General features: G+C 68.8%; 19 protein-coding genes. 8 read left to right on the forward strand and 11 right to left on the reverse strand.

Annotation, left to right across the window (positions count from 1 at the left end; genetic code table 11):
* Positions 1–54: 54 nt before the first annotated feature.
* Both lapG and E5198_RS02675 read left to right on the forward strand, forming a co-directional pair.
* Entirely contained in the window at positions 55–753 is a 699-nt protein-coding gene (lapG, locus tag E5198_RS02670) for a cysteine protease LapG (protein ID WP_136488471.1), read from the forward strand.
* Entirely contained in the window at positions 750–2741 is a 1992-nt protein-coding gene (locus tag E5198_RS02675) for an EAL domain-containing protein (protein WP_136488472.1), read from the forward strand. Before lapG ends, E5198_RS02675 begins: the two co-directional genes overlap by 4 nt.
* 55 nt (positions 2742–2796) lie before the next feature.
* Here the strand turns inward: E5198_RS02675 and E5198_RS02680 are convergent, their stop codons facing one another.
* Positions 2797–6555, reverse strand: a complete 3759-nt coding sequence (locus E5198_RS02680) for a retention module-containing protein (protein ID WP_136488473.1) — start codon at positions 6553–6555, stop codon at positions 2797–2799.
* A 467-nt stretch (positions 6556–7022) separates the two neighbouring features.
* On the opposite strand from E5198_RS02680, the gene E5198_RS02685 reads away from it, so the two are divergent.
* The 3 genes from E5198_RS02685 (at position 7023) to E5198_RS02695 (ending at position 11946) form a co-directional block, all read left to right on the forward strand.
* Positions 7023–8375, forward strand: coding sequence for a TolC family outer membrane protein (locus E5198_RS02685; RefSeq protein ID WP_136488474.1), 1353 nt, complete (start codon positions 7023–7025; stop codon positions 8373–8375).
* 78 nt (positions 8376–8453) lie between these two features.
* Positions 8454–10613, forward strand: a complete 2160-nt coding sequence (locus E5198_RS02690) for a type I secretion system permease/ATPase (protein WP_136488475.1) — start codon at positions 8454–8456, stop codon at positions 10611–10613.
* Between the two features lie 10 nt (positions 10614–10623).
* Entirely contained in the window at positions 10624–11946 is a 1323-nt protein-coding gene (locus tag E5198_RS02695; protein WP_256658945.1) for an HlyD family type I secretion periplasmic adaptor subunit, read from the forward strand.
* Positions 11947–11952: 6 nt separating this feature from the next.
* On the opposite strand, the gene E5198_RS02700 is transcribed toward E5198_RS02695, so the two are convergent.
* From E5198_RS02700 to E5198_RS02715, 4 genes are all read right to left on the reverse strand, one after another.
* Positions 11953–12549: a tRNA-uridine aminocarboxypropyltransferase gene (locus tag E5198_RS02700; RefSeq protein ID WP_136488476.1), complete on the reverse strand. Its 597-nt coding sequence runs from the start codon at positions 12547–12549 to the stop codon at positions 11953–11955.
* Positions 12550–12577: 28 nt separating this feature from the next.
* Positions 12578–13522 carry a DMT family transporter gene (locus E5198_RS02705; protein ID WP_136488477.1) on the reverse strand — a complete coding sequence of 315 codons (945 nt, stop codon included), beginning with the start codon at positions 13520–13522 and terminating at the stop codon, positions 12578–12580.
* An 82-nt stretch (positions 13523–13604) separates the two neighbouring features.
* The gene (locus E5198_RS02710) at positions 13605–14786 is read right to left on the reverse strand and encodes a VWA domain-containing protein (protein ID WP_136488478.1); all 1182 of its coding nucleotides are present in this window, start codon (positions 14784–14786) and stop codon (positions 13605–13607) included.
* An 84-nt stretch (positions 14787–14870) separates the two neighbouring features.
* Positions 14871–15716: a MoxR family ATPase gene (locus E5198_RS02715; RefSeq protein ID WP_136488479.1), complete on the reverse strand. Its 846-nt coding sequence runs from the start codon at positions 15714–15716 to the stop codon at positions 14871–14873.
* A 193-nt stretch (positions 15717–15909) separates the two neighbouring features.
* On the opposite strand from E5198_RS02715, the gene cysK reads away from it, so the two are divergent.
* Positions 15910–16884 carry a cysteine synthase A gene (gene cysK / locus E5198_RS02720; protein ID WP_136488480.1) on the forward strand — a complete coding sequence of 325 codons (975 nt, stop codon included), beginning with the start codon at positions 15910–15912 and terminating at the stop codon, positions 16882–16884.
* Positions 16885–17099: 215 nt separating this feature from the next.
* Positions 17100–17306 (forward strand): cold-shock protein, encoded by a 207-nt coding sequence (locus E5198_RS02725; RefSeq protein WP_136488481.1) that lies wholly within the window; start codon positions 17100–17102, stop codon positions 17304–17306.
* Between the two features lie 63 nt (positions 17307–17369).
* Here E5198_RS02725 and E5198_RS02730 read toward each other — a convergent pair whose 3' ends face one another.
* Together E5198_RS02730 and E5198_RS02735 are read right to left on the reverse strand one after the other, a co-directional pair.
* Positions 17370–18149: a class II glutamine amidotransferase gene (locus E5198_RS02730; protein ID WP_136488482.1), complete on the reverse strand. Its 780-nt coding sequence runs from the start codon at positions 18147–18149 to the stop codon at positions 17370–17372.
* A gap of 27 nt (positions 18150–18176) precedes the next feature.
* Positions 18177–18608, reverse strand: coding sequence for an MFS transporter (locus E5198_RS02735; protein ID WP_136488483.1), 432 nt, complete (start codon positions 18606–18608; stop codon positions 18177–18179).
* An 84-nt stretch (positions 18609–18692) separates the two neighbouring features.
* Between E5198_RS02735 and E5198_RS02740 the strand changes: the two genes are divergently transcribed.
* On the forward strand, positions 18693–20732 hold the full coding sequence (locus E5198_RS02740; RefSeq protein ID WP_136488484.1) for a S9 family peptidase: 2040 nt from the start codon (positions 18693–18695) through the stop codon (positions 20730–20732).
* A 55-nt stretch (positions 20733–20787) separates the two neighbouring features.
* Here the strand turns inward: E5198_RS02740 and E5198_RS02745 are convergent, their stop codons facing one another.
* From E5198_RS02745 to E5198_RS02760, 4 genes are all read right to left on the reverse strand, one after another.
* Positions 20788–22191 carry an APC family permease gene (locus E5198_RS02745; RefSeq protein ID WP_136488485.1) on the reverse strand — a complete coding sequence of 468 codons (1404 nt, stop codon included), beginning with the start codon at positions 22189–22191 and terminating at the stop codon, positions 20788–20790.
* 388 nt (positions 22192–22579) lie between these two features.
* Positions 22580–23803, reverse strand: a complete 1224-nt coding sequence (locus tag E5198_RS02750; RefSeq protein WP_136488486.1) for a hypothetical protein — start codon at positions 23801–23803, stop codon at positions 22580–22582.
* A 49-nt stretch (positions 23804–23852) separates the two neighbouring features.
* Positions 23853–24302, reverse strand: a complete 450-nt coding sequence (locus tag E5198_RS02755) for a YcgN family cysteine cluster protein (protein WP_136488487.1) — start codon at positions 24300–24302, stop codon at positions 23853–23855.
* A gap of 83 nt (positions 24303–24385) precedes the next feature.
* Complete coding sequence (locus E5198_RS02760) at positions 24386–24679, reverse strand: YcgL domain-containing protein (protein WP_136488488.1); 294 nt, start codon at positions 24677–24679, stop codon at positions 24386–24388.
* Positions 24680–24683: the final 4 nt, after the last annotated feature.

A 24683-nucleotide genomic window follows, 5' to 3' on the forward strand; every position in this document is an offset into this window, starting at 1 on the left:
CTATCCTCAGAAGGGAACCGACAGGGCGTGAGCGGCGCGATGGAGCGATGCGGGATGGTCACGAGACAGCCGACCGGCAGGCGCGCGCTTGTGGGCTTCTGCCTGCTCGCCAGCCTGCTGCCCGGTCTCGCCGTGCAGGCCAACTGGGACTTCGCACGGATCATCCGACTCGCCGAGCAGCGCTACGGCGGCCTGGGCATCGGACGCGAGCGCCTCGAGCAGTGGTCGCAGCTGATCGAGCACGGTGGCGGGTTCGACGAAGCCGAGCAGCTGCGTGCGGTCAACGGCTTCTTCAACCAGGCCCTGCGCTTCACCGACGACGCCAGCACCTGGCAGCAGCTCGACTACTGGGCCACCCCCCTGGAAGCCCTGGTGAAGGGGGCCGGCGACTGCGAGGACTACGCCATCGCCAAGTACCTGACCCTGCGCCAGCTCGGCGTCCCCGGCGAGAAGCTGCGCATCACCTACGTCAAGGCGCTGGAACTCGACCAGGCGCACATGGTGCTGGCCTGGTACGCCACCCCGACCAGCGAACCGCTGGTGCTGGACAACCTGATCCCCGATATCCGCCCTGCCTCGCAACGCCCCGACCTGCTGCCGGTGTATGCCTTCAATGCCGAAGGCGTCTGGCTGCCGGGTGCCGGCGGCAACCAGCGCAGCGGCGACAGCAAGACCCTGTCGCGCTGGCAGGACCTGCTGAACAAGATGCGCCACGAAGGATTTGCCCGGACCACGGGCAAGGAGGCCCCATGACCCTGCTGCAGCAACGCTTCCTCTCCATCTGCCTGTTCCTGCTGCTGGCCTTCACCGTCAGCTTCGTCGCCAGCCTGGAAAGCTCCCGCGAGCAGACCGTCGCGCAGCTGCGCTCGCACGCCCAGGACGCCGCCACCGCCCTCGGCGTGGCGCTGACGCCGCACATCGATGACCCGGCCACGGTCGAGCTGATGGTCTCCTCGATCTTCGACAGCGGCTACTTCGCCAGCATCCGCGTGCGGCGCGCGGACGACGGCGCCATGCTGGCCGAGCGGCAGATGAACCCGCGCAGCGACGAGGTGCCGGGCTGGTTCGCCCGCCTGGTGGACCTCCACGCCGAAGGCGGCGAGGCGCTGATCCAGCGCGGCTGGCAGCAGGCCGCGCGGGTCGAGGTGGTCAGCCACCCGCAGTTCGCCCTCGCCCGCCTGTGGCACGCCGCCCTGGGCAGCCTCTCCTGGCTGGCGCTGTGCGGGCTGCTCAGCGCCGCCCTCGGCGGCTGGCTGCTGCAGCGCCAGCTGCGCCCCCTCGAGCGCATGGTGGAGCAGGCCGAGGCCATCGGCCGCCGCGAGTTCATCAGCCAGCCGCTGCCGCATACGCCCGAGCTGCGCCGGGTGGTGCTGGCGATGAACCAGATGGCCGACAAGCTGCGCAGCCTGTTCGCCGAGGAGGCGGCGCGCAGCGAGCGGCTGCGCAACGAGGCCTACCAGGACAGCCTCACCGGCCTGGCCAACCGCCGCCTGCTCAACATGCGCCTCGACGCCCAGCTGCTGGCCAGCGAGCAGAACGCCGCCGGCTACCTGCTGCTGCTGCGCCTCAACGACCTCAGCGGCCTCAACCAGCGCCAGGGCGCCGGGCGCACCGATGCCCTGATCCGCGAGATCGGCGAGCGCCTGCAGCAGATTGGCGCCCGCTTCGGACACCCCGACTGGCTGGCCGCCCGCTGCCGCGGCGGCGAGTTCGCCCTGCTCGCCCCCGGCGCCACCACCGCCGAGATCGAGCAGCTGGCGGCCGAGCTCGGCGAGACGCTCGCCGGCCTGCAGGACACCGGCGCCAGCGACTGCGAGCCGGCGGCGCACATCGGCCTGACCGCCTACCAGCCGGGGGAAAGCCGCCAGGGCGTGCTGAGTCGCGCCGACCAGGCGCTGAGCCAGGCCCAGCAGCGCTACGACCAGCCGTGGGAGCGCGTGGACGAGAGCACCCCGGTCTGCCGCCTCGACCAGCACGACTGGCGCCACTGGCTGGACGAGGCGCTGGGTGAGGGCAAGCTGCAGCTGTACTTCCAGCCGGTGGTGCGCAGCGACGACCGCACGCTGCTCCACCACAAGGTGCTGGCGCGCCTGCTCGATCCGCAGGGCAAGGCCATACCGGCCGGCCTGTTCCTGCCCTGGGTCGCCCGTCTGGGCTGGGGGCCGCGCCTCGACCGGCTGATGCTCGAGCACGTCCTCGAACACCTGCGCCAGCATCCGCAGCCGCTGGCCATGAGCCTGTCCGGAGCCACCCTGCACGACCAGGTCAGCCTCGCCCTGATCCTCCACAGCCTGCGCAGGCATCCCCAGCAGGCGGGCCTGCTGACCCTGGAGCTGGACGAGCGCACGCTGCCCGGCGCCGAGCAGTTGCCGGCCCTGTGCGAGCCCCTGCGCGAAACCGGCTACGGCCTCGCGGTACAGCATTTCGGCGGACGCTTCAGCCTGATCGGCAACCTCACCCACCTCGGCCTGGCCTGGCTGAAGATCGACGGCAGCCACATCCACGGCCTCGACCGGGAAGCCGACCGGCGCGTGTTCATCGAGGCAATCCGCCGCACCACCCACAACATCGACCTGCCGCTGATCGCCGAGATGGTGGAAAGCGAAGGCGAGGCGCAGGCCCTGCGCGAGCTGGGAGTACACGGGATGATGGGGCGCCTGATCGGAGTGCCGGCGCCCTGGCCGAAGAGCGAACAGCCCGCCACGGGAAGCGGCGTGCGCCCGGGAGCGAAGCTCGAATAGGGGAGCGGGGAAAGGCCCGCGCCGGCGGTGAGCCGACCGGCGCGGGCGGGATGGCTCAGACGACCTTGAGCGAGCCGTCGTCGAGCATGGCGTGGATGATGCTGGCCTGGTCGGCGGAGCCGTAGGCCGTCGACAGGTTCACGCCATCGAGCACGATGGTCTGGCTCGCCGGCAGCGGCCCGGCGCCGTCGGGGTTCACCGTGAGGGTGGTGCTGCTGCCGGTGGTGAGGGTCAGGTAACTGCCCAGCACGCTGGCCAGCTCCGACATGCCCAGCGACGGATCCAGGCCGGCAAGCAGATCGCTCAGGTCGAGGCTGTCCTGCCCCGGATCGAAGTCGGTGACATGGTCGACGCCGCTGTCCCCGGCGAGCCAGACGAAGGTATCGCTGCCAGCCCCGCCGCTCAGGACATCGTCGCCGGAGCCGCCGATGAGGGTGTCGTCGCCGGCCATGCCGGCGAGGCGGTCGCTGCCGCCCAGCCCGATCAGCACGTTGTCGCCGGCGCTGCCGGTCAGCTCGTCGTCGTGCTGGGAGCCGATCAGGTTCTCCAGCCCGGTCAGGCGGTCCGTGCCGGCGCCGCCGGTATTCTGCGACTGACCGATCAGACTTTCGCTCAGGCTGACCCGCACCCCGCTCGTGGCGCTGATGTAGCTGGCCGTATCGTTGCCGGCCCCGCCGATCAGGGTGTCGTTGCCGGCGCCGCCGGCCAGGATGTCGTCGCCCGAGCCGCCGTCGAGCACGTCGTTGCCGGAGCCGCCGACGAGGATATCGTCGCCGCTGTCGCCCTTGAGGGTGCTGCCGCCCTCGCGTCCGAGCAGGATCTCGTCGAGGTAGCTGCCGACCAGCACGCTGCCGGGATCGCGCTCCAGATGCACATCCGCAGAACCCACCACGCTGCCGCCCAGACTCACCTCGTAGCTGAAGCTGCCCCCGTCGCGCTCGGTCTGCCCCCCCTCGATGAAGGTGATGGTGGAGCCGGCATCCAGCACCTGGCCGCCGCTGGCCGATGCGGCGATGGCCGCCAGGGCCAGCAGGTGGCTGTTGGGGCCGGTGTCGTTGGCCAGCAGCGCCCACTTGGGAATCGTCAGGCTGTCCGGCCCGGACTGGATCGGCACGTTGCTGAGCACCCGGTCGTCGCGCACCACCAGCGGCCCCGAGGCGGCATCGACGATCAGCGACAGGTTCGCGCCCGCCGTATCGCCATCGTTGTCGATCAGCACGTAGCCGATGTGCTCCCTGGCCGACTGGCCGACTCCGGACGGCGGGGTGTAGACGAAGGCGCCATCGTCCATGTCGACCGCGAAGCGGCCGCCGGCGACGGTGGTGATGGTCAGGATGTGGCTGGCCGCATCGAAACTGCCGGCACCGACCCCGCCGCTCACGCCTATGCTGCCGCCCCCGGCAGTCTGGTAGGTATAGGTGACGCCGTCCACGGTCACCGACTGCACATGACCGCCATCGGCGCCGAAACCGCCACCGCTGGTCAGGTTGCCGGCCAGCGACGCGGCCCGCACGCTGTCCACCAGGGTATCGCTGAGCTGGGCGAAGTCGGTGATGGTCTGGGCGTCGCTGCCCGCCCCGGCGGCGCCGTCGTAGGCGATCGGATCGAGCGCCGCCTCGGTCACCCCCGAGCCCATGCCCAGGGCATGCATGGTGATGCCGTTGGCCTCGAGGAAGTCGATCCAGGCGGCCTCCTCGGCGGCGGAGATGCCGACGCTGCCGGCCGGCAGCTTGGGAATGCCGTCGGACAGGAAGTAGCCGACGTTCTGCCCGTCGGGCAGCTTGCCGGCTTGCCCCCAGGCGCTGTTCATCACCGCCTGCAGGGCGGCGTCGTAGTTGGTCAGGTCGGAGTCCGACGGGTCGTCGATGGCCAGCACGGCGTCGATCGCCTCGTTGACGGATTGCCACTCGCTGCCCAGCACCTGCGCCGAGGAGCCGAAGATGACCACCTTGACCGCCACCTCACCCCGCGCCTCGTACTGCTCGAGCAGCTCGCAGATCGCCTGGCGGGCGGCCTCCAGACGGTTGTAGCCGCCGAACTGGGCCGACTCGTTCATGCTGTCGGAAACGTCGAGGACGATCAGCAGGTTGGTCTTGTTGCTCAGGGTGTTCTGCTCGTGGGCCGCCTGGTCGACGGCGCTGGGACGGTCGTCGACGATCTCGATGGCGATCTGCGCGGGTGCGGATGCGGCCGTGCCGTCGGATACCTGCAGCTCGAACAGTTCGCGCTCGACACCGGGGCCGTCCGTGGTCGGCCCGCTCAGCTGGTAGAGGTAGCTGCCGGTACCGGTCGCCGCATCGTAGCCGGTGATGGTCAGGGTTCCGTAGCTGCCGGTGAACACATGGCCGGCCAACTGGTCGATGGCGACGGTCTGGCCGTTGATGGTGACGCTGGCCAGATCGTCCAGGCCGTCCGCATCGCCCAGGCGGAAGGTGCCGCTGGCGAACTCGCCGTCGCCGGCAGCCGCCGAGCCGCCGGGCAGTCCGGCCTCGTACACGCAGTCGGCGATACCGCCGGGATTGCCCGGATCGACATCCACGGTCGGTCCGTCGTTGCTGCCGCGCAGGGTGATGGTCAGGGTGGCGCTGGCCGGGTCGCCATCGCCGTCCTGGATGCGGTAGGTGAAGCTCTCGCTGCGCACATCGCCTTCACGCAGCGCCTGGGTCGCCGCCCGCGCATTGTCGAGGAGGAAGCTGTAGCTGCCGTCGGCGTTCAGCTGCAGCGTGCCGTACTGCGACAGGACCGTCGACAGCGGGTTGTCCCAGGCGACGAAGCTGTGCCCGTCCGCCCCCGGCTGGCCATTGGCATGCAGGTCGTTGTCGAGCACGCTGCCGGCCAGCGCATCCGTCGCGTTCTCGCGGATCTCGGGGGTATCGTCCACCGCGCGCGGAGCATCGTCGGCGATCGTCACGTCCAGCTGACGCTCCGCCGACATGTCGCCGGTGCGGTCGATGACCCGCACGACGAAGCTCTCGCCGACCACGTCCAGGCCGCCGCTCAGGCCGGCGCCGCCGAGGTGGGGAGCGGGACCGTCGAGGGTGTAGGTCCAGCTACCGTCGGCGGCGACCACCAGGGTGCCGTAGAGCCCCTGCACGCTGCCTCCCGCCGCCACGTTGACCCAGTTGCCACCGGCGTCGCGCACCTGCAGCGCCAGCACGCCATCCGGGGCATCCACCACGAAGCGCCCGTAGGCCGAGGTTTCCGCACTGCCCGCCTGGCTGCCCGCGGGCAGGCCGGACTCGTCAACCGCGGCCCGATCGATCAGTACCTGGGCGCTGGGATCGTCGAAATATTCGATCTCGAGCGTGGGGATGGACGGCTCCGCCTGCGGGTCCTCCGCGGGAACCAGCTCCTCGGCCTGCAGCGGGACGAAGCTCAGCGGTCCGGTCGGGAAGCCGATTTCCGGGTCGACCCGGCCGGCGGTCTCGCCCAGCAGGACGAAGGAGATGCCGCCGCCTCCGGCACCGCCAGCGTCGCCGCCGGGACCTGCCGCCGGCGGCTCGGCGCTCAGCGTCGGGTCCGCGCCCGCCCTGATCGCCTGCTGCAGCTGCTCGACGCCGCTCGCCTCCTGCCCTGCCGCGTCCTCGGCGCCCCGCTCGCCCAGCAGCCGCGTGCTCAGCACCTGGCCGCTGTCACGTCCGAGAGTCAGTTCCCCGCCATTGGCCAGCCGCACGACCACCGCCCCCTCCGCGCCGGTCTGCAGCTGCTCGCCGGCGAACAGCCGGTCCCCCTCGACCAGCACCCGCTTGCCGCCCGTCGTTACCGCGAACGCCTCGCCGACCACCTGCCTGACGACCCCGATCAACCGTGCCATGAGTCCATCCTCCTGCAGCCGCCGCCCAGCGGGGCCTGCCTGTAGCGCTGACAGTACGGGGAGGATGTCGCGAGCGAAGTCAGTCGAAACGGGGCAAAGCGGGGCGACACAGCAGCCGGTGAACGACGAAAAGCCGTCGCCCTCCTGGTTTCATCCGGATAGACCGGTCCCCCGCAATGGCAAGCTTCCCCCGGCTGGCGTCCTCGTGTTCCGCCCGTGCTTTCCGATCTGCATGGAACGGCGAATAGCTGCTTCCTGCAGATTGCCTTCTCCTAACAACCTTTGCCGGTTTCTCAGAAGACATCAGACCTTTTTTTCATATTTCTTATGAAAAACGCTTCTGAGCAGATAGTCCCGGATGTTCTTTCATTCTTGAGTAGAACGACAAAGCGCCAGGCAGCAACGGAAGTCATAAATCTGGCGCACGACCATCAAGAGTGGACAGACACCAGCGGAAGGAGACACCCATGCGCCTCTCACCTAAGTGGGTCGGACTGCTGTTGGCAGCAGGGTTCAATCAGGTCTCGGCCATGACGCTCTCGGAAGCCATCCAGAGCACCATCGACAACCACCCGGAAATCCACGCCGCCAGCAACAGCCGCCTGGCTGCCGACGAGCAGCTCAAGGTCGCCAAGGGTGGCTACCTGCCGACCGTCGACATGCTGGCCAGCTACGGCCGCGAGCACACCGACAACCCGAGCACCCGCGCCTTCGGCGACCACAACACGGAAACCCTCAATGCACGCACCGCCGAGCTGCGCCTGCGGCAGATGCTGTTCGACGGCTTCAACACCCCCAACGAGGTCGCCCGCAGCGCGGCGGTAGTCGATTCGCGCGCCTACCGCCTGCTGGGTACCAGCGAGAGCCTGGCGCTGCGCACCGCGGAGGTGTACCTGGAGGTGCTCAAGCGCCGCGAGATGGTCGCCCTGGCCGAGAACAACCTGCAGGCGCACCGCCGCGTGCACGACCAGATCAGCATGCGCAGCCGCAGCGGCGTCGGCAGCAGCGCCGACCGCGACCAGTCGCAGGCGCGTCTGGCCCTGGCCGAGAACAACCTGTACACCGAGCAGGTCAACCTGGCCGATGCCGAAGCCAACTTCTTCAGCGTCGTCGGCCGCATGCCCGACGAGCTGAGCGCTCCGACCTCGATCCGCGGCCAGCTGCCGGACAGCGTGGCCAGCGCCCGCGACCGCGTGATGAGCAACAACCCGCTGCTCAAGTCGGCCCAGGCCGACGTGCAGGCCGCCGAGAAGCAGTACGAGGCCGCCAAGTCGCGCTTCTACCCGCGCTTCGACGTGGAGCTCGCCGGCAATGCCGACGACAATCGCCAGGGCGAGGAAGGCCACTACAACCGCTGGTATGCCGGCGTGACCATGAACTACAACCTGTTCAACGGCATGCGCGACAAGGCCCAGCTGCAATCCAGCGCGCACCAGATCAACGAGTCGATGGACATCCGCAACAACGCGTTGCGCCTGCTCAACGAGAACCTGATGCTGGCCTGGAACGCCATGGAGAACGCCCGCCTGCAAACGCCGCAGGCACGCGAGTACGCCGAGTCCAGCGCACGGGTGCGCGAGGCCTACCAGCAGCAGTTCTCCCTCGGCCAGCGCACCCTGCTCGACCTGCTCGACAGCGAAAACGAGCTGTTCACCGCCAACCGCCGCTATACCGAAGTCCGCTACACCGAGGAATTCTCGATGTACCGCGTGATCGCCTCCATGGGCGAGCTGCTGCGCCAGCAGAACGTAGTCCCGCCGAGCGAGGCCGTGGCCATCAACGAGGTGCAGAGCCAGGCGCGCCTCCCCACCCTGAAGTAAGCCGGTGCCGGCGACCGGCAGCTGGCTGTCGGTCGCCCGTCTCGACAATCACTGGAAGTCGCCCGGGGGGCCACCACCATGACCATCATGGAACGGGTCGGCAATGCCGAAGGTCCGCAGCACGATCACGACGACCCGCTGCTGGACGGACTGGCGATCCTCTGCAGGCTGCACGACCGACCGCTCAACCGCGCCAGCCTGCGCGCCGGCCTGCCGCTGCCCGGGCAGTGCCTGAACGCCGAACTGCTGCCCCGCGCCGCGGCCCGCGCCGGCCTGCAGGCCCGCCTGCTGCGCCGGCCGCTGGACGGCATCGCCGCACTCAACCTGCCGGTACTGCTGCTGCTGCGCGATGGCCGCAGCGCCGTGCTGCGCCAGTGGGGCGCGGACGGCCGGGCGCTGATCCTGCCCAGCGAAGCGGACGGCGGCGAGCAGTGGCTGGAGCGCGAGCAACTGGCCACCGACTACGCCGGCCTGGCGCTGTTCGCCCGCCCCCGCCACGAACTCGAGGAACTGCGCGAGCCGCTGGTTCCGCGGGTGCAGTCGTGGTTCCGCGATACCCTCAGGCTGTCGCGCTGGCTGTACACCGACGCCATGTTCGCCAGCCTGCTTATCAACCTGCTCGGCCTGGCCGTGCCGCTGTTCGTCATGCAGACCTACGACCGGGTGGTGCCGAACCAGGCGCTGTCGACCCTGTGGGTGCTGACCGCCGGCCTGCTGCTCGCCACCCTGTTCGAGCTGCTGCTGCGCGTGCTGCGCTTCCGCCTGCTCGACATCGCCGGCAAGAAGACCGACGTGGTGCTCTCCGCCACCCTGTTCGAACGCATCGCCGGCATGGCCATGAAGGCCCGCCCGGCCAGCATCGGCGGCTTCGCGCAGAGCATCCACGACTTCCAGGGCCTGCGCGAATTCCTCACCGCGGTGACCCTGACCAGCCTGATCGACCTGCCCTTCGCCCTGCTGATGCTGCTGGTGATCGGCCTGCTCGGCGGCCCTCTGGTGATCGTCCCGCTGCTCGCCTTCCCGCTCACCGCACTGTTCGCCTTCATCGTCCAGCGCCGTCTGCGCGATACCGTGCAGCGCAGCCTGACGCTGGGCGCCGAACGCCAGGCACTGCTGATCGAGACCCTCGGCGGTCTGGAAACCCTGAAGAGCTGCGGCGCCGAGGGCGAGCGCCAGCACCAGTGGGAGCACACCCACGGCGCCCTCACCCGCCTCGACGGCCACGCCCGCCTGCTCTCCGCGGTGGCGCTCAACGGCACCCTGTTCCTCCAGCAGCTCGCCGGACTGGCGCTGATCGTCGCCGGGGTGTACGCCATAGTCGCCGGCCAGCTCAGCGTCGGCGCGCTGGTCGCCTGCTACATGCTCAACGGCCGGATCATGGCGCCGCTCGGGCAGATCGCCAGCCTGATCACCCGCTACCAGCAGGCCCAGCTGACCATGAAGAGCACCGACGCGCTGATGGCCCTGCCGCAGGAGCGCGCCAGCCGCCAGCGGCCGCTGGAGCACACCCGCCTGCACGGTGCGCTGGAGCTGCGCCAGGTGAACTTCGCCTACCCGGAGCAGGGCCAGCCGGCCCTGCATGGCCTGTCGCTGCGCATCGCCGCCGGCGAGAAGGTCGGCATCATCGGCCGCAGCGGCTCGGGCAAGAGCACCCTGGCGCGCCTGCTGATGGGGTTCTACGCACCGGACGAGGGGCAGATCCTGTTCGACGGCCTCGACCAGCGCCAGATCGACGTGGCCGACCTGCGCCAGCAGATCGGCTACGTCGCCCACGATCTGCCGCTGCTCGCCGGCACCCTGCGCAGCAACCTGACCCTGGGCGCCCGCCACGTCAGCGACGAGCGCCTGCTCGAGGTCGCCGAGCTGACCGGCGCCGCCGACCTGGCCCGCCAGCATCCGCAGGGCTTCGAGCGTCCGGTGGGCGAGCGCGGCCAGCTGCTCTCGGCCGGCCAGCGCCAGGCGGTGCTGCTGGCCCGTGCCCTGCTGCTCGATCCGCCGATCCTGCTGCTCGACGAACCCACCAGCTCGATGGACAACGCCAGCGAGGAAGCGCTGCGCGCCCGCCTGCGCGACTGCTGTCGCGACAAGACCCTGCTGCTGGTCACTCACCGGCCGGCCATGCTCGGCCTGGTCGACCGCCTGATCGTGCTCGACGGCGGCCGGCTGGTCGCCGACGGCCCGCGCGATGCGGTCATCGAAGCCTTGCGCAAGGGCCGCGTCGGCCCGCTGACGGTTTGAGGAGGCGCCCATGCACCTGTCGCGGATGGCCGAACCGGCCTTCATGCCCGAAGTCCAGGGCGCCCTGAGCGAAGACGCCAGCGCCCTGACCCGCCTGACCGTGTGGCTGATCGGCGGCCTGCTGCTGGCCGCCCTGGTCTGGGCGCACTTCGCCGTGCTCGACGAGGTCACCACCGGCGAGGGCAAGGCGATCCCCTCCAGCAAGGTGCAGACCATCCAGAATCTGGAGGGCGGCATAGTCGCCGAGATCTTCGTGCGCGAAGGTCAGGTGGTGGACAAGGGCGATCGCCTGCTGCGCCTGGACGACACCCGCTTCGTCTCCAACATGGGCGAGACCGAGGCCGACCGTCTGGCCCTGCTCGCCCGCGTCGAACGCCTCGGCGCCGAGGCCGAGGGCCGCGAGCTGCAGCTGCCGGCGGAAATCGCCGAGGGCGCGCCCGGTCTGGCCGCCGACGAGCTGGCGCTGTTCCGCTCGCGTCAGCAGGGGCTGGCCAGCGAGGTGACCATCCTCAACGAGCAGTTGCGGCAGAAGACCCAGGAGCTGGCCGAGTTCCGCGCCAAGGCGCAGCAGTACCGCGCCAGCCTGGGGCTGATCCAGAGCGAGCTGCAGATGTCCGAGCCGCTGGTCAAGAGCGGCGCCATCTCCCAGGTCGAGATCCTGCGCCTGCGCCGCAGTGCGGTGGAGATCCGCGGCGCGCTGGAGGCCACCAACCTGGCCATCCCGCGCGCCGAGGCCGCGGCCAAGGAGGTCGAGGGCAAGATCACCGACGCGCAGCTGAAATTCCGCACCGCGGCGCTCAAGGAACTCAACGAGGCGCGTACCGAGCTGAGCAAGATCACCGCCAGCAGCGCCGCCATCGAGGACCGGGTCAACCGCACCGGGGTGGTGTCGCCGGTGCACGGCATCGTCAAGCAGCTCAAGGTCAACACCATCGGCGGCGTGGTGCAGCCGGGCAGCGATCTGCTGGAAATCGTGCCGCTGGAGGACAGCCTGCTGATCGAGGCGCGCATCCGCCCGCAGGACGTGGCCTTCCTTCATCCGGGGCAGGAGGCGATGGTCAAGTTCACCGCCTATGACTACACCATCTACGGCGGCCTCAAGGCCCGCCTGGAGATGATCGGCGCCGACACCATCGCCGACGAGGACGGCAACAGCTTCTACCCCATCCAGTTGCGCACCGAGAGAAGCCACCTGGGCAGCGCCGAAAAACCGTTGCTGATCATCCCCGGCATGGTCGCCAACGTCGACATCATCACCGGGCAGAAGAGCGTGCTCGACTACCTGCTCAAGCCGGTGCTCAAGGCGCGCGCCGAGGCGCTGCGCGAACGCTGACGCCCGTCACTTGCGCAGGTGGTTGCGCCGGTAGGTGTCCTCGCCCATGGCGGCGATCTGCGCATCGATCAGCGCCTCGAACGGGCGCAGCAGGGCGTCGAAGCGCCCCGCCCCTTCCAGCGCGTTCAGGCAGTGCACGATGGCCTCGACGGTGGACAGCGCGCCCGGCCCCGGCGCCTTGCGCAACCGGTAGCGGCTGACCAGGCCGTCCGGCAGGCTCAACCGCGGCAGCGCCGCCAGCCAGGGATTGCAGTGCAGGATGCGCCGCGCCTTGCGCCAGGTGCCGTCCGGCACGATCAGCAGCCGCTCGCCGGCACCCGCCGCCGTATCCAGCCCGTCGACGCAGCGCGCGCCCTCGCCGGGAAACAGCAGCCAGGCCTCGGCGCCGGCCAGTTCGCTCTCCAGTTCGGCAAAGCGCTCGCCGACGCGCAGCTCGGCATTGCTCAGGCCGAAGGCGGCCAGCCGCGCGGTGTTCAGCGCATGGCGCACCTCGTCCGGGTGCTGCAGGATCAGCACCCGGGTACGGTTGTCGAGATGGGGGATCAGCGGGCACAGGCAATGGCTCTGCGGCCGCAGGCAGCGGGGGCATCGGTCTCGGGACATGCGCGCATTGTCGCACGCCCCGCCGCGCTCAGCCCAGCGGCTGGCGCGCCGGCTCGCGACCCAGCACGCGGCGCCACCAGCCGTCGGCGCTGACCATGCTGATCCCCAGCAGCACCAGCACTCCGCCGCCGACGAAGAAGGCGTCGATACCCTCGTCGAGCAGCCAGACACCGAACAGCACGCCGAACAACGGGGTCATGAAGGAGAACACCCCCAGGCGCGAGGCCAGGTAGCGGCGCAGCAGCCAGAACCAGGTGAGGAAGGCGACGAAGGACACCAGCACGCTCTGGTACAGCAGGCTGCCCCACACCACCGGGGTGAAACGCGCGCCGTCCACATGGCCAGCGAGCCAGGCCAGCGGGATCAGCAGCAGGGCCGCGCAGAGCAGCTGGTAGAGCAGGGTCTTGGCCGGCGCTGCCCGCGCTAGGCTGGTGCAGCGCACCACCACCGTGGTCAGCCCCCAGAACAGTCCGGCCAGCAGCCCCAGGGCGTCGCCCAGCAGCATCCCGCGGGAGATGCCCTGCTGCAGGGCGCCGGCGCCGAAGGCGATCACGATGCCGGCGAAGGCCAGGCCGATGCCCAGCCACTGCAGGCGACGCAGCCGCTCGCTGGGCAGGGTGAGATGCAGGCCGAGGGCGGCGAAGATGGGCGCGGTGTACAGCAGCACCACCATGTGCGAGGCGCTGGTGAAGCGCAGTCCCTCGGCGACGAACAGGAACTCCAGGGCGAACAGCATCCCGGCCAGCAGACCGGGGCCCAGGGTGCCGTCGCCGAGGGCGAGGGGCTGGCGCCTGGCGAGCATGAGCAGGGACACCAGCACGGCGGCTACCAGGGAACGCAGGCCGATCTGCAGCACCGGCGCCATGTCCGGCGCGGCCAGCTTGATCGCCACCTGCTGCAGTCCCCAGATGCAGCACAGCACCACCATCAACTGGATGGCCAGGCCGTCCAGCCCCTGTCGCGTATCCGACATCTCTTCACTCCCGAAAAAACGAAACGGCCCGCGTCGACGTGCGCGGGCCCGGTCTGAGCGGAATCCTGGCCATTGCCTGCATTCAGTTGGCGGCCAGAAAGCGCATGCCCTCCTCCAGGCCGGCCGGGGTGAGCGGGTACATGCGCTCCTGCACCAGCTCGCGGACCAGCGCCGTGGAAGTGCTGTACTTCCAGGCGTCCTGCGGGTAGGGGTTGATCCAGATGAGCTTCCTGTAGGTGTCCATGAAGCGCTGCATCCACACGAAGCCCGGTTCCTCGTTCCAGTGCTCGACGCTGCCGCCGGCATGGGTGATCTCGTAGGGGCCCATGGAAGCGTCGCCGACGAACACCACCTTGTAGTCCGGGCCGTACTTGTGCAGCAGGTCGTGGGTGGCGATGCGCTCGCCGTGGCGGCGCTGGTTGTCCTTCCACACCGACTCGTAGACGAAGTTGTGGAAATAGAAGTGCTCGAGGTGCTTGAACTCGCTGCGGCAGGCGGAGAACAGCTCCTCGCACACCTTGACGTGGGCGTCCATCGAGCCGCCGATGTCGAGCAGCAGCAGGAGCTTCACCGCATTGCGCCGCTCGGGGCGCATGCGGATGTTGAGCAGACCGGCATCGCGCGCGGTGTGCTCGATGGTGCCGTCGAGATCGAACTCCTCGGCCGCGCCCTCGCGGGCGAACCTGCGCAGGCGGCGCAGGGCCAGCTGGATGTTGCGCGAGCCGAGTTCCATCTGGTCGTCGAGGTTGCGGTACTGGCGCTGCTCCCAGACCTTGGCCGCCCGCCCCTGGCGCTCGCCGGCGTCGCCGACGCGGATGCCCTCGGGATGATAGCCGCCCGAGCCGAACGGGCTGGTGCCGCCGGTGCCGATCCACTTGTTGCCGCCGGCATGGCGCTCCTTCTGCTCGGCCAGGCGCTGCCTGAACGCCTCGAGCAGCGCATCGAGGCCGCCCAGGCTCTTCAGCTGCGCCTTGTCCTCCGGGCTCAGGAAACGCTCGAACTCCTTGCGCAGCCAGTCCTCGGGGATCAGCGCCTGCAGCGCCGCGTCGAGGTCGGCGAGGCCCTGGAAGTAGGCGGCGAAGGCGCGGTCGAACTTGTCGAAATGCCGCTCGTCCTTCACCAGGGTGGTACGCGCCAGGAAGTAGAAGGCGTCCAGATCGGCGAACACCACCTGGCGCTGCAGCGCCTCGAGCAGGTCGAGCAGCTCGCGCAGCGACACCGGCACCTTCGCCGCGCGCAGCTCGTTGAACAGGTTGAGCAGCATTTCTATGCCCCCGGAGAAAACCGTAGGGTGGGCAACCGCGCAGCGTTGCCCACCGGTGAAAAACCGCGTTGCGGGCTTTCCACACTACCGCCCGGCACGGCGGCTCATGAACGCCAGGCGCTCGAGCAGCATCACGTCCTGTTCGTTCTTCACCAGCGCACCGGCCAGCGGCGGGATGGCCTTGGTCGGATCGCGCTCGCGCAGCACCGCCTCACCGATCTGGTCGGCCATCAGCAGCTTGAGCCAGTCGACCAGCTCCGAGGTCGACGGTTTCTTCTTCAGCCCCGGCACCTTGCGGATGTCGAAGAAGATCTCCAGCGCCTCCTGCACCAGCTCCTGGCGGATGCCGGGGAAGTGCACGTCGACGATCTTCTGCAGGGTGGCACGGTCGGGGAAGGCGATGTAGTGGAAGAAGCAGCGGCGCAGGAAGGCGTCCGGCAGCTCCTTCTCGTTGTTGGAGGTGATGATGATGATCGGCCGCTGCGTCGCCCGGATCGTCTCGCCGGTCTCGTAGACGAAGAACTCCATGCGGTCGAGTTCCTGCAGCAGGTCGTTGGGGAACTCGATGTCGGCCTTGTCGATCTCGTCGATCAGCAGCACCACCCGCTCGCCGGCTTCGAAGGCCTCCCACAGCTTGCCCTTCCTGATGTAGTTGCGCACGTCGTGGACCTTGTCCACGCCCAACTGCGAATCGCGCAGGCGGCTCACCGCGTCGTACTCGTAGAGTCCCTGGTGGGCCTTGGTGGTCGACTTGATGTGCCAGGTGATCAGCCGGGTGCCCAGCGCCTCGGCCAGCTGCTCGGCGAGCAGGGTCTTGCCGGTGCCCGGCTCGCCCTTGACCAGCAGCGGGCGCTGCAGGGTGATGGCGGCGTTGACCGCCAGCTTGAGGTCGTCGGTGGCGACGTAGGAAGCGGTGCCTTCGAACTTCATCGGAAATGTCTCTCGTGAGATGCGCGGCCGGCCCTGCGGCGGCCAATTCCCGACTATAGCGCGAGGGAAAGCAGCCTGTGAACGCCGCAGTGCCCAGGACTGGTGCAGGCGTGCGCCTGGCGCCGCTGGACGCCTCCTCGGCGACGGCATAGGCTGTTGCGGTTCAGCTTTCCATCGGAGGAGAAGGCCCGACATGAGCCGCATCTACGCAGACAACGCCCAAGCCATCGGCAATACGCCGCTGATCCGCATCAACCGTCTCGGCCCGCAGGGCGTGACCATCCTGGCCAAGAACGAGGGCCGCAACCCGGCCTACTCGGTGAAGTGCCGGATCGGCGCCAGCATGATCTGGGACGCCGAGCAGAGCGGCCGGCTCAAGCCGGGGATGACCATCGTCGAACCGACTTCCGGCAACACCGGCATCGGCCTGGCCTTCGTCGCCGCCGCCAAGGGCTACCGGCTGATCCTGACCATGCCGGCCTCGATGAGCCTGGAGCGGCGCAAGGTGCTCAAGGGGCTCGGCGCCGAACTGGTGCTGACCGAGCCGGCCAAGGGCATGAAGGGCGCCATCGACAAGGCCAGCGAGATCGCCAGCTCCGATCCGGCCCAGTACCTGCTGCTGCAACAGTTCGAGAACCCGGCCAACCCGGCGATTCACGAGCAGACCACCGGCCCGGAAATCTGGAACGACACCGACGGCGCCATCGACGTGCTGGTGGCCGGCGTCGGCACCGGCGGCACCATCACCGGGGTGTCGCGCTACATCAAGAACACCATGGGCAAGTCGATCCTCTCGGTGGCCGTGGAGCCGACCGGCTCGCCGGTGATCAGCCAGACCCTGGCAGGCGCCGAGGTCAAGCCCGCACCGCACAAGATCCAGGGCATCGGCGCCGGCTTCGTGCCGAAGAACCTCGACCTGTCGCTGGTCGACCGCGTCGAGCAGGTCGGCGACGACGAGGCCAAGGCCATGGCCCTGCGCCTGATGCGCGAGGAAGGCATCCTCTGCGGCATCTCCTGCGGCGCGGCCATGGCCGCCGCGGTGCGCATCGCCCAGGAGCCCGCCATGCAGGGCAAGACCATCGTGGTGATTCTCCCCGACTCCGGCGAGCGCTACCTGTCGACCATGCTGTTCGACGGCCTGTTCGGCGAGCAGGAGCTGCAGCAGTAAGGCGTCACGAGCAGCCGGCCGCGATTTGTCGCGGCCGGACAAAAAAGTGTTTGCCATGCCGGACGGGAACGGGCAAAGTGAAGTCGTTGGTCAAGGCGGAATACGTCAGCTGTAAACGCACTGAATCAGTACGTCAGTCCGTCATTCTCGACATCTTGATTCCACACCCAGGGACTCCGGTCCAGCAACAAATCAACACCTAGGAATTGCACGAAATGGCAACTGGCACTGTTAAGTGGTTCAACGACACCAAAGGTTTCGGTTTCATCAAGCCGGACGACGGTGGTGACGATCTGTTCGCCCACTTCTCCGAAATCCGCGCTCAGGGCTTCAAGACCCTGGCCGAGAACCAGAAAGTGTCCTTCGACGTGACCACCGGTCCGAAGGGCAAGCAAGCTTCCAACATCCAGGTCATCGGCTGATCCGCTGATCCAGATGTGAAAAACCCGGCTCTCGAGCCGGGTTTTTTTGTGCCTGCGATTCGCTCAGCTTTCGACCTGGCCGCTCGCCAGCAGTTCGCCGCGGCGCCACAGCTTCCACTGCCCGGACTGGTAGCGTCCCCAGTTCTCGTTGGCCGTCAGCGGCTCGGTGGCGATCACCGTGACCACGTCATCGGGCGAGGTTTCCGCCTGGAAGTCCACCGCCACGTCGGCATCCTTGAGCTGCGCCGGGCCGAAGGGCGCACGGCGGGTGATGTGAGCCAGCTTGGTGGAGCAGAAGCTGAACAGCCAGTCGCCATCGCTGAGCAGGGTGTTGAATACGCCGAGACGGCGATAGCCGGCACAGGCCTCGACCAGGATCGGCAGCAGCTGCTCCACTTCCACGGGCTCGGGAAAAGCACCACGCACCCGATTGAGCAGATCGCAGAAGGCCGCCTCGCTGTCGGTATCGCCCACCGGCCGGTAGAAGTCGGTCAGAGGCACGAGTCCGGCCAGTTGACCGTTGTGGGCGAAGCACCAGTTGCGCCCCCACAGTTCGCGCACGAACGGATGGGTGTTGGCCAGACTGACCTTGCCGACGTTGGCCTGGCGGATGTGGCCGATCACGACCTCGCTCTTGATCGGGTAGCGCTGCACCAGCCGCGCCACCTCCGACTCGCTGCTCGCCTGCGGGTCCTGGAACAGGCGCAGGCCGCGGCCCTCGTAGAAGGCGATGCCCCAGCCGTCGCGGTGCGGCCCGGTGCGCCCGCCGCGCTGCATCAGCCCGGTGAAGCTGAAGACGATGTCGGTCGGCACGTTGGCGCTCATGCCCAGCAGTTCGCACATGATCGACTCTCCCTGGCAATGCGGCCCTTACAACCTGGGTTCGCGACGCTCGCCGCCGCCCTGCTGCGCCAGCACCTCGGCGAGGGTCGGCTCGCGTGCCGCCTCGGCGGCGGCCTGGCGCGCCCGCCGGCGGCGCTGCAGCGGCCAGCGGATGGCGACGAACACGAAGTACAGGACGAAGGCGGCCATGCCGAAGGTGGCCAGGTCGGTGACCGCGCGCCAGACATTGCTGCCGGTATCGAACAGCAGGTCCAGCGCGCTGATGGCGATGGCGGGCGCATACAGGTCGCGCAGCGGGTCGACCAGGGTCGGGGTGAACAGCAGCACCGCCATGATCACCCGCAGCGGCTCGCGCAGGGCGCGCCACATCCAGCCGGTCATGCGGAAGCCAACCGCCAGCGCGGCCAGCGCGGCGACGCCGTACACGGCCCAGGCGAGGAGATAGTCTTGTTCGGTCATCGGTGCATGGCAGCGGCGGAATCAGGGCGCTTATGATAGCGGCTTTTCCCCGGAGCCGCGCGCCAGACGCGGCTGGAGTAGCCGATGTCCACCACCCCGCCCATCGCCCGCCGCCAGGACGGCGCCGATCCCTACGCCTGGCTGGAGCAGCGCGACGACGCCGAAGTGCTCGCCTACCTGCACGCCGAGAACGCCTGGCTGGAGGAGCAGCTGGCCGATACCACCGAGCTGCGCGAACAGCTGTTCGAGGAGATCCGCGCGCGCATCCGCGAGACCGACCTGTCGCTGCCGACGCCCTGGGGCCCCTGGCTGTACTACCAGCGCACCACCGCCGGCGAGGAGTATCCGCGCCACTACCGCTGCCCGCTCCCGGCCGACGGCTCGCTGGTCGTCGACGAAAGCGCCGAGCAGTTGCTGCTCGATCCCAACGCACTGGCCGGCGACGGCTACCTGGCCATCGGCGCCTTCAGCATCAGCCCCGACCACTGCCGCCTGGCCTACAGCCTGGACACCCAGGGCGACGAGGTCTATGAGCTTTTCGTCAAGGAGCTGGCCAGCGGCGACATCACCGCCCTGCCCTTCGACGACTGCGACGGCAGCATGACCTGGGCCAACGACAGCCGCACGCTGTTCTTCGGCGAGCTGGACGACACCCACCGGCCGCACAAGCTGTACCGCCACCGCCTGGGCGAGGACGGCGCCGAGTTGGTGTTCGAGGAGCGCGACGGGCGCTTCTTCCTCGGCTGTCACCGTTCCAGCTCCGAGCGCCAGCTGATCCTGCTGCTGGCCAGCAAGACCACCAGCGAGGCCTGGGTGCTGGATGCCGAGCGGCCGGACGGCTCCTTCCAGTGCCTTGCCCCGCGCGAGGAAGGCCACGAGTACTACCCCGACCACGGCCAGGTCGACGGCCAGTGGAGCTGGGTGATCCGCAGCAACCAGGCGGGCATCAACTTCGCCCTGTACCGCGCCGGGGAAGGCGCGCCGACCCGCGACCACTGGCAGGAACTGGTGGCCCATCGCGAGGCGCTGATGCTCGAGGAGGTCAGCCTGAACGCCGGCGCCCTCACCCTCGGCCTGCGCGACAACGGCCTGCCGGTGATCGAGGTGCTGCCGCGCGGCGCGGCGCCCTACCGGGTGCAGCTGCCGGACGCCGCCTACAGCCTGCACGTCTACGACCATCTGGAGTTCGACAGCCCGGTGATCCGCCTGCGCTACGAGGCGCTCAACCGCCCGGCGCAGATCCGCCAGCTGGAGCTGGCCACGGGCGCGCAGACAGTGCTCAAGCAGACCCCGGTGGAAGGCCCGTTCGACGCCGACGCCTACGAGAGCCGGCGCATCTGGGCTACCGCCGCTGACGGCACGCAAGTGCCGGTCAGCCTGGTCGGTCGCCGCGAGGTGCTCGAGGGCCGGCGCCCGGCGCCGCTGTACCTGTATGGCTACGGCGCCTACGGCGAGAGCCTCGACCCCTGGTTCTCCCACGCGCGGCTGTCCCTGCTGGAGCGCGGCTTCCTGTTCGCCATCGCCCACGTGCGCGGCGGCGGCGAGCTGGGCGAGGCCTGGTACCAGGCCGGCAAGCTCGCGCACAAGCAGAACACCTTCGGCGACTTCATCGCCTGCGCCGAGCAACTGATCACCGATGGCTACACCACGCCAGGACAGCTGGCGATCAGCGGCGGCAGCGCCGGCGGCCTGCTGATCGGTGCGGTGCTCAACCAGCGCCCGGAACTGTTCGCCGCGGCCATCGCCGAGGTGCCCTTCGTCGACATCCTCAACACCATGCAGAACCCCGAGCTGCCGCTGACGGTGACCGAGTACGACGAGTGGGGTGACCCGAACGAGCCCGAGGTCTACCAGCGCATCCGGGCCTATGCCCCCTATGAGAACGTCACCGCCCAGGCCTATCCGGCGATCCTCGCCGTGGCCGGCTACCACGACAGCCGCGTGCAGTACTGGGAGGCGGCCAAGTGGGTGGCCAGGCTGCGGGCGAGCAAGACCGACGACCGCCTGCTGCTGCTCAAGACCGAGTTCGACGCCGGCCACGGCGGCATGAGCGGCCGCTACCAGGCGCTGCGCGACGCGGCGCTGGAGTACGCCTTCCTGCTCAAGGTGCTGAAGCTGGGCTGAGCGGGCAAATGCAGGAAGGGGCGCCGAGGCGCCCCTTCCTGCCTGCGGCTGTCGATCAGGACAGCTCGCGCGCCATCACCTGCGCGCTGTGGTGCACGCCGTAGCGGCGGCGCGAGTAGACATACAGGACCAGGCCGATGCCCATCCAGGCGACGAACAGCGCCCACTCCACCGGCACCAGCGCCGACGGGCTGAACGGCATGTACATGGCCGCCATGGCCACGCTCAGCAGCACCGCCACCACGCCGACCAGCATGCCGGCGCGTACCTTGAAGGGGCGCGGCATGTGCGGCTCGCGCACGCGCAGCACCACGAACGACAGGGCGACGAACAGGTAGGCGATGACGATGGCCAGGCTGCCGGCATCGACGAACCACACCAGCGCCTTGCGCCCCAGCAGCGGCGCGGCGGTGCTGAGCATGCCGATCAGCAGGATGGCGTTGGTCGGGGTCTTGTAGCGCGGATGCAGCTTGGCCAGGAAGGCCGGCAGCATGCCGGCATGGGCCAGCGCGTAGATCGCCCGGCTGCCGCCGATGTAGAAGGCGTTCCAGCTGGTGACGATGCCGGCGACACCGGCCAGGATCATCAGCTTGGCGGCCCAGGGCGCACCATAAATGGTCCCCATCGCCTGCGGCACGGTCAGCACGTCGGCACTGATGGCGCCGGCCGGGATCGCCAGGCTGACGCCAAGGATGATCAGCGCATAGAAGGCCACGGCCATCAGCACCGAGAAGATCAGCATCTTGCCGATCTCGCGCGGCGGCAGGTTGACCTCCTCGGCCGCTTGGGGGATCACGTCGAAGCCGACGAACATGAACGGCACCATCATCAGCACGGTGAGCACCCCGGCGCTGCCACCGACCAGCAGCGGGTCCATGTTGCCGGTTTCACCCTCGAACAGCGCGCCGGTGATGAACATCACACCGACGGCGAGGATCAGCACCGTCACCACCTTCTGGATCAGCGAGGCGGTCTGCACGCCGAAGTAGTTGACCGCGGTCATCATGATCGAGCCGAGCATGCCGACCGCCACCCAGGAGGCCATCACGTCCCAGCCCGCCACCGTCCACAGGTAGCCGACCTGATAGCCGGGAATCAGGTTGTCGAGCACGGTGGGCAGGGCCACCGCCTCGAAGGCCACCACCGAGACGTAGCCCAGCACGATGGCCCAGGTACACACGAAGGAAGCGAAGTGGCCGAGGGCACGGTAGCTGTAGACGTGCTCGCCGCCCGATTGCGGCATGGCTGCGGCGAGTTCGGCGTAGGTCAGGCCGATCAGCACGATGGCCAGACCGCCGAGGAGGAAGGCGAGGATCGAGCCGAGGCTGCCGGCGGACTGGATCCAGCTGCCGGTCAGCACGATCCAGCCCCAGCCGATCATCGCGCCGAACGACAGGGCCAGGACTTCCTTGCGCCCGAGCACGCGGGCAAAGCTGGTGGTGCGGTTATCAACGCTCATCGTATTTCCTACCTCCATAAGCAGGCTCTGTTGTTCTTGAGCGTAAAAATAAATGCACGAAGCATTCCAACTTTTCGAACACGACTGTAAAGAAAACCGCTACACCCAGAAAACCGCGGCGCAGACCCCATCCGCGCCATCGTCCGGGAAAATTTCTTGATGATCAGTGCATTATCGATAGCTACCGAAGCACACACGGCGTTACCAGCGGTGACACGTCGTGCAGCATTTCAGTGCTCCCGATCAGCATTCTGCACAATCGGGAGGCACAACATGCCGCAAGGCGTTCAATGAATCGCACAGGCTTTCCGGCAGCCAAGACAAACAGGCCCCGCGCCTGCGCGCGGAGCCTGTCCTGGAGAAAACAACAAGCGGGGGAAGTGCGCGGTCAGCGCAACAGGCGGGTGTCCAGCACCTTCGACGGGCCGCCCAGCACGCTCTCGCTGATCTGCACGAAGTCCTCGGTGCTGGCCTTGTCCAGGCGCATCAGCCCGCGGGTCACGTCGTCCAGCGAACGCTGGCCGCCGCTGGCCTTGCGGATCTCGGCGTCGAGATCCTGCAGCAGCAGCACCGCCCGCGCCGTCACCGGTCCACTGGCCCGCTCGCCGCGCAGAGAGCTCACCTTGCGGCTCCAGCGGGTCAGCTGCTCGCGGATCTTCTGGTAGCGGTCCTCGCTCAGCCCGCCGGCGCGACGCATCAGCTCGATGGCGTAGTACTCGGCGACGCCCTCGGTGATCCAGTCGCTGCGGTCGGTGTCGCTGATGCGGCTGAACACATGAACCAGCTCGTGCACCAGCGAGCTGGTGCCGTTCTCGCTGACCAGCGGGCGGTCGCGGTGCATGTACAGCGAGTTGGGCGCGGACAGACCGCCGCGCCACATCGGATCGCCGGCGCCGACGATCAGCAGCTTGTCCGGCTCGCGCGGGAAAACCGCCTGGGCATGAGGCCAGACGAAGGTCAGCAGGGTGAGGATGTCCATGCGCCGCACGCCCTCGCCCACCGGTGCCGCCACGGTGACGTCGGTCTTGCCGAGGACGGCGCGGCGGCTGCCGAGCTTGCCGGCGAGAATCCAGCCGGTGGGGCGGTCGAACAGGCGCGCCGGGTTGTCGATGCGGAAGCGATTCTTGCCGATGCGCGGCCAGCCGGTCTCGACGCTCCGCCAGCCCTCGGGCAGCTCGAACTGCAGGCGGCTGACCAGCTCGACGCCGGACTCCACGTCGATCTTCGCCGGCGGAACCAGATCGTCGCCGCGCAGCAGCGCCCAGTCCGGGGTCATGCGCGCGTCGAAGCGGCCGTTGTCACGCGGATGGCTGATCTTCACCCGGTAGCTGAGCTGGGCCCTGCCCTCCTGCGGGCGCCAGATGCCACGCTCGGGGCCGGTCTGCTGCCATTCGCCCTGGGCCTGGAAATCGCTGTAGTAGCCCTGATCGCCCAGGCTGAAGTCGAGGTACCTGAGCGCCTCGCCGCGCTCCAGGGTGACGGTGACCTCGGCCTGATCGCTGTCCGGCAGGAAGCGCACCCGGTAATCGACGTCGACGCGCTGCGCCGCCGGCAGCGACGCGGACAATCCCAGCAGCAGTGCAGCCAAGGGCAGCTTGAAGCGTTGAAACATGGCAGGTTCTCCTTTGCTGCGGGATTGGATGCCACCGGCCCCGACAGGTTCAGCCGGCGCGAAAAATCAGGTGCTCCTCCCAGTCGTCCTCGGCGACGCTCGTTTCGCTGAGCATGCGTCCGGCCTGGGAGATGCGCGCGTCGTGCACCGCCTGCGGGTCGCCGCAGACCAGATGATGCCAGGGCAGCAGGTCCTTGCCCTCGGCCACCAGCCGGTAGGCGCAGGTGGGCGGCAGCCAGCGGAACTGGTCGGCCTGCTCGGGAGTGAGCTGGATGCAGTCGGGTACGAAACGCTTGCGCTCGGCATAGTCGCTGCAGCGGCAGGTATCGAGGTCGAGCAGCTTGCAGGCGATGCGGGTGTAGTAGACGCTGCCGTCGTCCTCGTCCTCGAGCTTCTGCAGGCAGCACAGGCCGCAGCCGTCGCACAGCGATTCCCACTCGTCACGGTCGAGCTGGGCGAGGGTCTTGAGTTTCCAGAAGGATTCGGTCTTGGCGGCCATGGCGGGACTCCGTGCGGGGGGCGGCAGTCTAGCCGCACGCCGGTCGCCGGCCAAGCGGCGGCGCGACCGGCGGAAAACCGGGTTCAGACCGGGTCGTTGCGGCGCAGCAGCTCTTCCGGGAGGTGCTCGATGTACTCCTCCTCCGGCGGCGGCATCTGCAGGTGGTAGCCCTGCCGCTCGATGTTTTCCAGCACCTTGGCCGCATCCTCGCGGGCCAGCTTGCGCTCGGCGGTGAGCAGCATGTCGAACACGTGCTGCGGAGCGCCGAACGCGCTGAGCAGCGCCTCGGGCACCCGGGCCAGCGCCTCGCGCTTGTCGACATACAGGTACATCTCGCGCTTGCGCGGACTCTTGTAGATGGAGCAGATACGTTTCATCGGC

The organism is Pseudomonas sp. A-1 (genome assembly GCF_004801855.1).
Lineage (GTDB): Bacteria > Pseudomonadota > Gammaproteobacteria > Pseudomonadales > Pseudomonadaceae > Geopseudomonas.

Excerpts from the sequence above, each read along its gene's own strand:
- E5198_RS02745 (WP_136488485.1), bottom strand. The coding sequence starts at position 22,191 with ATGAGCGTTGATAACCGCACCACCAGCTTTGCCCGCGTGCTCGGGCGC.
- E5198_RS02750 (WP_136488486.1), bottom strand. The coding sequence starts at position 23,803 with ATGTTTCAACGCTTCAAGCTGCCCTTGGCTGCACTGCTGCTGGGATTG.
- lapG (WP_136488471.1), top strand. The coding sequence starts at position 55 with ATGGTCACGAGACAGCCGACCGGCAGGCGCGCGCTTGTGGGCTTCTGC.
- E5198_RS02735 (WP_136488483.1), bottom strand. The coding sequence starts at position 18,608 with ATGACCGAACAAGACTATCTCCTCGCCTGGGCCGTGTACGGCGTCGCC.
- E5198_RS02690 (WP_136488475.1), top strand. The coding sequence starts at position 8,454 with ATGACCATCATGGAACGGGTCGGCAATGCCGAAGGTCCGCAGCACGAT.
- E5198_RS02755 (WP_136488487.1), bottom strand. The coding sequence starts at position 24,302 with ATGGCCGCCAAGACCGAATCCTTCTGGAAACTCAAGACCCTCGCCCAG.
- E5198_RS02705 (WP_136488477.1), bottom strand. The coding sequence starts at position 13,522 with ATGTCGGATACGCGACAGGGGCTGGACGGCCTGGCCATCCAGTTGATG.
- E5198_RS02730 (WP_136488482.1), bottom strand. The coding sequence starts at position 18,149 with ATGTGCGAACTGCTGGGCATGAGCGCCAACGTGCCGACCGACATCGTC.
- E5198_RS02680 (WP_136488473.1), bottom strand. The coding sequence starts at position 6,555 with ATGGCACGGTTGATCGGGGTCGTCAGGCAGGTGGTCGGCGAGGCGTTC.
- E5198_RS02710 (WP_136488478.1), bottom strand. The coding sequence starts at position 14,786 with ATGCTGCTCAACCTGTTCAACGAGCTGCGCGCGGCGAAGGTGCCGGTG.
- E5198_RS02740 (WP_136488484.1), top strand. The coding sequence starts at position 18,693 with ATGTCCACCACCCCGCCCATCGCCCGCCGCCAGGACGGCGCCGATCCC.
- E5198_RS02675 (WP_136488472.1), top strand. The coding sequence starts at position 750 with ATGACCCTGCTGCAGCAACGCTTCCTCTCCATCTGCCTGTTCCTGCTG.
- E5198_RS02725 (WP_136488481.1), top strand. The coding sequence starts at position 17,100 with ATGGCAACTGGCACTGTTAAGTGGTTCAACGACACCAAAGGTTTCGGT.
- E5198_RS02685 (WP_136488474.1), top strand. The coding sequence starts at position 7,023 with ATGCGCCTCTCACCTAAGTGGGTCGGACTGCTGTTGGCAGCAGGGTTC.
- E5198_RS02700 (WP_136488476.1), bottom strand. The coding sequence starts at position 12,549 with ATGTCCCGAGACCGATGCCCCCGCTGCCTGCGGCCGCAGAGCCATTGC.
- E5198_RS02715 (WP_136488479.1), bottom strand. The coding sequence starts at position 15,716 with ATGAAGTTCGAAGGCACCGCTTCCTACGTCGCCACCGACGACCTCAAG.
- E5198_RS02695 (WP_256658945.1), top strand. The coding sequence starts at position 10,624 with ATGCACCTGTCGCGGATGGCCGAACCGGCCTTCATGCCCGAAGTCCAG.
- E5198_RS02760 (WP_136488488.1), bottom strand. The coding sequence starts at position 24,679 with ATGAAACGTATCTGCTCCATCTACAAGAGTCCGCGCAAGCGCGAGATG.
- cysK (WP_136488480.1), top strand. The coding sequence starts at position 15,910 with ATGAGCCGCATCTACGCAGACAACGCCCAAGCCATCGGCAATACGCCG.